This window comes from Streptomyces sp. NPDC006197 (assembly GCF_040613865.1).
Lineage (GTDB): Bacteria > Actinomycetota > Actinomycetes > Streptomycetales > Streptomycetaceae > Streptomyces.
On record NZ_JBEXSZ010000112.1, the window covers coordinates 19,374 to 27,960 of the forward strand.

Genomic DNA, 8,587 nt, shown 5'->3' on the forward strand with positions numbered 1-8,587 from the left:
AAGCGCTCATGGCGATGGGCGGGATCACCGCCGGGTAGACGTCAGCCCCGGCCCGGCGGCAGGTCAGATCCAGCCGCGGCGTGCCGCGACGACGCCGGCCTGGAAGCGGTTCACCGCGCCCAGAAGTTCGTGGAGGCGGCTCATGCGTCGGCGCATGGTGCGGACCGACCAGCCGAGCTGGCGGGCTATGGCCTCGTCCTTGAGGCCGCTGACCAGCAGAGTGAGCACCAGGCGATCCTCCTCGCCGAGCGGGTCCTCGGCGGGGGCGTCGAGCGGCAGGGCCTGTTTCCAGCACAGTTCCCAGTAGTCGGTGAGGGCGTCCAGCAGCGTGGAGGGGCGGATGACCGCAGCGCGCACGCCGTCGAGGTCCAGGGAGAGCGGCATCAGCGCCAGCCGGCGGTCCGCGATGGCCAGTTTGATCCGCAGGCCCGGCATCACCCGGGCCTGCTCGCCACGGCGCACGAGTCCGCGGATGTCCTCGAGCACCCCCGGCCACTCCAGCGCCTCGGGGGCGTAGACCGCGCGGTAGCGCACGCCGCGCCCCAGCGCCGTGCTCTCCACCGGGTTGGAGGTGGTCAGCGCGTACGGCGGCCGGTCCAGTGTCATGACGTCCTCACGCGCCTCCTGCTGGAGGCGGACGAACCAGCGGCCGAGCGCCTCGCGGCCGGTGGCGATCTCCACCTCCTCCTCCCCGGCGGTGCCGGCCTGCGCCGCCGCGAAGAGGCGGGACAGCTCGCCCGCCGCCGAACGGACCCGGTCCAACTCCGCCGTCCTGTTGCGTACCAGGGACTCGACCGCGGCTCCCGGCTCGATCGCCGCGTAGCGGCGGCGGGCCCCCGCGAGCCGCCCGACCAGGCCGTGGTCGTGCAGCCGGTCCAGCGCCCTGGCGGCGCGGAGGGGGGAGCAGCCGAGGTCGGCGGCGAGCTCGGCCGGGGCCGCCGTGCGCCGGGTCAACACGGCCCGGTAGACGCTCTCGTCGAACGGATCGATGCCTGCCGCGGTGAGCTCGTTCGTCATGTGCGGATCTTGGCCCACTTGTGCCAGGTGCAGCAATGGGCCGTCAAGATCCGTTGTACGGAGAGTGACTTCGACGCTAGGACTTCTTCCCATGGCCAAGAACCCACGAAGAAGCCGCCGTCTGGTGGCCGCCACGGTCACCACCGTCGCGCTGGCCGGGACGCTCACCGCGACACCCGGCACCGCGAGCGCGAAGTCACCCGACCCGAACCAGCGGGTCATCGTCGAGCTGTCCGGAGACGCCGCCGTGGCAGCCGCCCCCGGCGGCTCGCTCACCGCCCTGACCGCCGGCACCACCTCCGCCGTCGGCGAGGCCCGACGGGCCCTGGCGGCACGGCAGGACGCCTTCGTCAGGACGGCACGGCAGGCCGGACTGCACCCCGCCGCACCCCGCGGACTCGGCTTGCTCGTCAACGCCGTGGCGATGACGGTGCCCGCCTCCGAAGCGACACGGCTGGCCGCGCTGCCGGGCGTCGTCGCCGTCCGGCCCGACACCCGGATACAGGTGCGCACGGACAGCAGCGTCCCGCTGACCGGCGCGCCCGACGTCTGGAAGCGCGAGGACCCGGCCGGGGCGAAGGCCACCGGCAGGGGCACCGTCGTGGCGGTCCTGGACAGCGGCGTGGACTACGGCCACCCCGACCTGGGCGGCGGCTTCGGCGAGGGCCACAAGGTCGTCGGCGGCTTCGACTTCGCCAACGGCGACGACGACCCGATGGACGACAACGGCCACGGCACCCACGTCGCGGGCATCATCGCGGGCAAGGCGGCCGAAGAAGGCGGCGTCACCGGGATGGCGCCCGACGCCCGCCTGCTCGCCTACAAGGTCACCGGCGCCGACGGCAGCGGCTACACCTCCGACATCATCGCCGGCATCGAGGCCGCGGCCGATCCGGGCAACCCCCACCGGGCCGACGTCATCAACATGAGCCTCGGCGGCCCCGGCGACGGCACCGACCCGCTGGGCCGCGCGGCGACCGCCGCCGTACGGGCCGGAGTGGTCGTCGTCGCGGCGGCGGGCAACGCCGGACCCGGCAGCGGCACCATCAGCACACCGGCCGCGGCCGACGGCGTCATCGCGGTCGGCGCCTCCACCAGCGGGCTGCGGATCCCCAGCGCGTACCTGGCGGGCGAGGAGCCCGAACTGATCCAGACGTACCGAGGTGTCCTGTCCGCGAACCCGCCCCGGGAACCGGTCACCGCGCCGCTCGTGGACGTCGGCGCGGGCACCCCCGAGGACTGGAAGCGGATCGGTGACGTACGGGGCAAGGTCCTGCGGGCCGACATACTCGTCGCCCCCAGCACGGACGTCCTGAGCCAGAGCGACATCGACTGGGCGCGCGAAGCCGAGAGGCGCGGCGCGCTCGCCGTGCTCGGCGGCCTCCCGGCCCACGACGGACCTGTGCTCGCCCCCACCCCGGGAACGGTCGAGGCCCGGGAGACCCCCGCCCGCCCCGACCTCACCCGCACCGCCGCCTCCGGCGACTCGTTGCGCATGGACCGCCTGGTCGTCATGGGCATAGACGCGACCCAGTACGCCCAGCTGAGCCGTGAACTGGCCGCCGGAAAGGTGTCCGTCACCCTGCGCGGCACCGACTCCACCGACGAGATCGCCTCGTTCTCGTCGCGCGGACCCGGCACCGGCTTCGGACTCAAACCCGACCTGGTCGCACCCGGCGTGGAGATCCGCTCCTCGGTCCCCACCTCGATGTACGAACCCGGTGTCTACCGCATGTCGGGCACCTCGATGGCGAGCCCGCACGTCGCCGGAGCCGCCGCCCTGCTGCGCCAACTGCGCCCCGGCCAGAACCCCGACGCGATCAGGTCCGCCCTGGTCGGCACCGCGAAGCAGCTCGCCGGCACCGGCCCCACCGTCCAGGGCAACGGACGGCTCGACGTGGCCGCCGCGGCGTCGGCCACCCTCACCGCCTTCCCGACGAGCCTGTCCTTCGGTCTCGCCGACCTGGCGGACCGGACCGTCGGCGGCACCGCGAAGGTGCGCCTGGCCAACCCCGGCAAGGAGCCGCTGGCCGTCACCCTCAGCAGCACCGGGCCCACCACCGTGTCCCCGCCGCGGGTGACCGTCCCCGCCGGGGGGTCCACGACCGTCGACGTCACCCTGCGCGCGGATCGCCCGGCCACCGACACGGAGATCAGCGGCCGGATCACGGCCACTCCCGCGAGGGGCCCGGCCCTCCGGGTGCCGTACCTGCTCGTCGTCCGGCACCTGGTCGTCCAGGCGTCCCCCGATCCGAGCGACGGCCGCTCCACCGTGCACATCGCCTCCCCGGCCGCCCTGAACGCGCCGCCGGAGATCAGGGTCACGCCGCCGCACGGCAAGGACTTCACACTGCCCACCACCAGGAACGGCGCCGGCTACTACCAGGCCGACGTGACCGGGAAGGCGGCCGGCGCCTACCGGTTGGCCGTGCGGGCCACGACCACCGACGGCCGGCGGATCACCGGAACCGGCGCCTTCGAGGTCACCCCCGCCGGCAGCCGCGGCGACCGCTGGGAGCCCATCGGCCCGAACAGCGAGGCCGGTCACGTCGCGCTCTCGCCCGCCCGGCCGAAGCAGGCCGTCGTGACCCAGTTCCGGAAGGCCGCCCCCTGGCTGACCACCGACGGCGGCGCCCACTGGCGCCAGGTGGGCAGGCTGCCGATCGCCGACGGCAACGGCACCGGAGCGGTCGTGGTCGACGCCCGCCGCCCCGACTGCTGGTGGTACGCCGTGAACACGGCCGCCGACCCCACCCGCCGGGGCACGATCCTGCGTACCGACGACAACGGTCGCACCTGGCGCAAGCTCGACGTGCCCGACGCGCACATCGACGAGTTCGTCGCGGACGAGCAGACCCGCACCCTCGCCGCGATCGTCGACGGCACACTGCTGGTCAGCACGGACGCGGGCGACAGCTGGGCGACGTACCCCACCGGCGTGACCGGTGACGTCCGCGACGCGACCCTCGTCGGCGACACCCTGTACCTGGCGACCTTCGACAGCGTCTGGAGGATCGACGGCGTCGGCAAGGGCGACCCCGGCACGGCACACCTCGTCCTCGACGAGCCCGTGAACACCCTCCGCGGCATGACGGCCGACTCCACCGTGGTGGCGGCCTACGTCCCCGGTACGGGCATCCGCGGCTCCTACGACAAGGGCCGCACCTGGTCCACCCTGCTGCCCCTGGCGGAGGGCGGCAACGGACTGTCCGCCTCCGGCGGCGACCTGTACCTGCGCGCGCTGTTCGGCGCCGGGCAGGTGAGCCACGACCACGGCAGGACCTGGAAGCCCGTGCCCGCCCCCTCGAAGGCCGCCATCGCGATGGACTACGACCGCTGGGCCGACGGCTCGGTGACCGTGTCCAGCGAACAGGACGGCCTGTACCGCGGCTCGGCCGACGGCGCCGGATACCGGAGGATCGGCGTCCAGGGCCTGACCACCTTCGCCCTCGCGGCCAGCGGCGACCGGCTGCTCGCCGGAACGGTGAGCGGCACCTACCGCACCGCGATCCCCGTCGCCGGCCCCGAGTGGGGCCAGTCCGGGGCGGAGGGCATGACCGGCCTTCTCACCTCGCACATCGCAGTCTCGCCCGAGGACACCAAGGTGGTGTGGCAGGTCCGGCGCACCGCGACCGGTCTCTTCGAGGTCTCCCGCAGCGGTGACGCCGGCCTGACCTGGCAGGTGAAGGGCACGTCGTCGGAGATACCGACCTCGATCCTGGTCCACCCGGCCGACCCGGACCGGGTGGCGATCAGCTTCAGGAGCATCTTCGGCGACGGACTCTTCTCGACGTCCGACGGCGGCAGGACGTGGAAGAACCTCTTCCACGAGAGGTCCTTCGATGCCATGGCCGGCGACCCGCGCGACCCGCGGCGCCTCTGGCTCGGCAACTCCTCGGGCCTCTACCGCTCGGACGACGGCGGCGTCACCAAGACCAAGGTCGCCGAGGGCCCCGTCTCCGCGATCGTGACGGACGGCCGACGCCTGGTCGTCGGCGGATCGTCCGTCCGGGTCAGCACCGATGACGGCAGGACCTTCCGCACCGCCGACACCGGCCCGCTCGCGGTCCACGTCTCGGACCTGCTGCGGGTGAACGGAGCGCTCTACGCGGCCACCACCCGCTCGACCGCGTCCGGACTCGTCCAGGGCGGCCGGGGCGTACTGCGCAGCACCGACAACGGCCTCACCTGGGAGAACATCTCGAGCGGTCTGCAGAACACCGACACCACCAAACTGGCCGCCGCCCCCGACGGCCGCACGCTCTACGTCGGCGCGGTCGACGGCGGGGTGCACCGCCTGAAGCTGCGCCGCTGACCCACCGCGCGCATGACGTGTGTGACCGCATGAGCGGCGCGAGCGTCGACCCGGCCCGGAACTCCCGGGTCCGGTCGATGCTCGCGCGCGTGGCACGGGCACAACCGTCAGCGTTCTGCTCGGGGCTTCCGGCACCGTGGACGGTGGATCCAGGGCCCGGGCATCACCCTGCGAAGAGGCTTGGAAGAAGCCGAGCTTCTCGAGGCTGTAACTCTGGAGGATGTTCTTGGAGTGCTGGTGGTACCCGCCTCGCGTGGCCGCTGACCAGAGGAAACAGCCAGGATTCGGCCAAGCTGCAGGTGACTGGTCCACGTATGGCCAGGATCTTGGTCGGCACAGAGTGGCCCCCGACCGATTGCCCGTGGCGGCGGCAAGTCGGGACAAAAACGAGGGGCTGGACAAAAACGAGGGGCTGGCCGACAAGTCTCCATGGGGCACGCCTCGATCCAACGTGCCACGAGAGAGAGTCGCCAGGGCTTGGACTGCGGAGCGGGCAACCGATCAGCTGCTGCGAAACACCCGGAGGCTCTCGAGCGGACGCCATGGCACAGCGAAGGGCGAGGTCGCCATCAGTTCCCGCCAGGCCCAGTTGGGCTGGCTGGCCACCATGCTGCGCCACCAGATCCAGGCGTCCTCGCCTACCCACGGCCTCGGCACGTACGTCATGAAGTTGTCTACTGAGGCGCTTTGATCTGCGACTGTGGGGGCGACGCCGTCCCCAACCCGGCAGGGGTTCGCAGGTGTTACGGAGGACTTGGAATCGTGATCCTTACACTCCCACTCGCGCGGGGACCACGAATCTGCGGGCCGACGGGGCTTGCTCACCACCTTCGGGTGGCGGTCTTCGGCCTGGTCCCTGTCGGCTGTTTCCTTGAGTGCGACGGGAGCCGGTCAGGCGGCTCTACCTTCTTGCTCGGGTTGATCGAGCCATTCGTAGGGTTGGATCGCCCAGGGGTGCTGGGTATGGTTATCAGGCGGCTGCCGTCTCGTGGTTTCCCTGGCTTCGCCGCCCGGCACCCCACGACGACTCGGCCGCCGATCAGGAAGTGCGAACAAGTCGCTGTGTAGAGCAATGCCGGCGAGGTCGTCCGTGGCACGAGCAGATCGAACACGCACGTCAGGAGCGCGATGAGCCGGATATGGGCGGGGATCGACAGCGGCAAGGGCCACCACCACGGCCTGGCCCTGGACACGGACGGCAAGACGCTGCTGTCGCGGCGGGTGGCCAACGACGAGCCAGAGCTGTTGAAGCTGATCGGCGACGTCCTGGACCTGGCCGACGGCCGTGAGGTCACCTGGGCCATCGACATGACGGGCGGGGAACCCGCACTGCTGTTGGCCCTTTTGGTCAGTCACGGTCAGGAGGTCCTCTACCTGCCCGGCCGGCTGGTGAACCGGGTCTCCGACGGTTACCGCGGCGAGGGCAAGACAGACGCCCGCGACGCCTACGTCATCGCCGACCAGGCCCGAATGCGCCGCGACCTACGGCCCGTTCGACTCGTCGACGAGGCGGCCGTCGAGCTAAAGCTGCTGACCGGGCGACGTTCCGACCTGGTCGAGGACCGCACCTGCGTGGTCAACCGCCTGCGCGGCACCCTGCTGAGCATGTTCCCTGCCCTGGAGCGGTCCCTGGACGTGACCAACACTGGCCCACTCCGGTTGCTGACCGGCTACCAGACCCCGGCTGCGATCCGCCGCACCGGTGTCGCTCGGCTGACGAGGTGGCTGGCCAACCGCAAGGTCCGCAATGCCAGAGCCCCGGCCGAAGCGGCCGTCGAGGCCGCCGAGCGGCAGCACACATCCATTCCGGGGGAGAAGACCACCGCGAGGCTGGTCCACACCCTGGCCGAGGAGGTGATGGCCCTCAATGATCGGATCGCTGAGATGGACAAGCTCGTCGAGGGCCGGTTTCGCGAGAACGAGCTCGCCGACATCGTTCTGAGCGTCCCTGGCATCGGCACGACCCTCGGTGCCGAGTTCCTTGCCGCCGTCGGCGGGGACCTGGATGACTTCGACTCCCCGGACGCCCTGGCCGCCTTCGCCGGCGTCGTTCCCAGACCGCGCGACTCGGGCAAGGTCAGCGGCAACCTTCACCGGCCTGTGGTCTATCACCTTAGGCTTCAGCGGGTCTTCTACACCTCCGCGCTGGTCAGCGTCCGCTACGACCCGAACTCGCGGAAGTTCTACGACCGCAAACGCGCCGAGGGTGAGAAGTACGTCCAGGCCGTGCTCGCCCTTGCCCGCCGACGCGTCAACGTCATCTGGGCCCTGATCCGTGACCGCCGGTGCTACCAGGTCACACCTCCGGTCACCGCGACTGCCTCACTGTTGGGGCACGCATTGTCCGCGTACCCGCCAATGTCCCAGTCGAGTACGTGTGAACGTGCCCATGACGCCGTACAGCCCGGGGCGGACAGGCCGTCCCCGCTTGCGGCAACTACGGTGAGCGGGTGACCGAGACTTGGAAGACGAATGACACTGGTGTGCTGCGGCTTCCCTCCGGGCGCCTGGTCCGTGGCCGCGCGCTTCGCCGACCGGTTCCGGCCGGTCCGACGCCTGCCTACGCCGTCTATCTGCTCGGCAGGCGGCCTCCCGAGGCCCCCTGGGAAGTCAAGTGGCTGCGCTGGCCAGACTTCTGGCTGCCCAGCAGTCACATCCAGGCCCAAGCCATCCTTGGTGAGGTATGGGCTCGTGCCGGCGTCGAACGCGTCGAGATCGCCTGCGGCGGTGGCCGTGGCCGAACCGGCACAGCCCTGGCCTGTCTCGCCGTCCTGGACGGAGTACCTGCCAGCCAGGCAGTGGACTTCGTGCGCCAGAACTACGACCCCCGTGCCGTCGAAACCCCCTGGCAGAGGCGCTACGTCCTCCGCTTCGCCGACTGACGGCGACAACTCGCCGGCGCTGGCGAGGGGGGCACCTCGGTCCAGATCGCCGCTGCCGTGCGCATGCAGGTTCTGGACCGCAAGCTCCTGGACTTCCTCAGTGAGCCTCTTTCATCCTGAATAGCTGCAGGTCAGCAGTGTGTGGACGGCTTGGACGATGGTGCCGATGCGGCGGGTGGAGCATCGGGCTCGGCGGAGGATCCGCCAGGACTTGAGCTGTGCGAAGGCTCGTTCGCCGGGAGCTCTCAGACGGGCGTGGTCGCGGTTGAACTGCTGGCAGTGCTCGGGCTGTTCGCGGTGGTGGTAGTAGGGGGTGCGGACCGTGGCGCCGGCGCCCTGGTAGGCGCGGTCGGCCAGGACAAGGATCTGCCTG

General features: G+C 71.4%; 4 protein-coding genes and 1 pseudogene. 3 read left to right on the forward strand and 2 right to left on the reverse strand.

What is annotated here, in order from left to right:
• Positions 1–63 precede the first annotated feature (63 nt).
• On the reverse strand, positions 64–1,017 hold the full coding sequence (locus ABZ318_RS28560; RefSeq protein ID WP_356905333.1) for a helix-turn-helix domain-containing protein: 954 nt from the start codon (positions 1,015–1,017) through the stop codon (positions 64–66).
• A gap of 91 nt (positions 1,018–1,108) precedes the next feature.
• Between ABZ318_RS28560 and ABZ318_RS28565 the strand changes: the two genes are divergently transcribed.
• The 3 genes and pseudogenes from ABZ318_RS28565 (at position 1,109) to ABZ318_RS28575 (ending at position 8,214) form a co-directional block, all read left to right on the forward strand.
• Positions 1,109–5,332: a S8 family serine peptidase gene (locus ABZ318_RS28565; RefSeq protein WP_356905334.1), complete on the forward strand. Its 4,224-nt coding sequence runs from the start codon at positions 1,109–1,111 to the stop codon at positions 5,330–5,332.
• Between the two features lie 1,128 nt (positions 5,333–6,460).
• Positions 6,461–7,654, forward strand: a pseudogene (locus ABZ318_RS28570) (IS110 family transposase); the annotation flags it as partial.
• A gap of 128 nt (positions 7,655–7,782) precedes the next feature.
• Positions 7,783–8,214, forward strand: a complete 432-nt coding sequence (locus ABZ318_RS28575) for a protein phosphatase (RefSeq protein WP_356905335.1) — start codon at positions 7,783–7,785, stop codon at positions 8,212–8,214.
• A gap of 111 nt (positions 8,215–8,325) precedes the next feature.
• Here ABZ318_RS28575 and ABZ318_RS28580 read toward each other — a convergent pair.
• Positions 8,326–8,587, reverse strand: a 262-nt coding sequence (locus ABZ318_RS28580) for a transposase family protein (protein ID WP_356905336.1), incomplete at its 5' end; no start/stop codon positions are given.

Excerpts from the sequence above, each read along its gene's own strand:
- ABZ318_RS28560 (WP_356905333.1), bottom strand. The coding sequence starts at position 1,017 with ATGACGAACGAGCTCACCGCGGCAGGCATCGATCCGTTCGACGAGAGC.
- ABZ318_RS28565 (WP_356905334.1), top strand. The coding sequence starts at position 1,109 with ATGGCCAAGAACCCACGAAGAAGCCGCCGTCTGGTGGCCGCCACGGTC.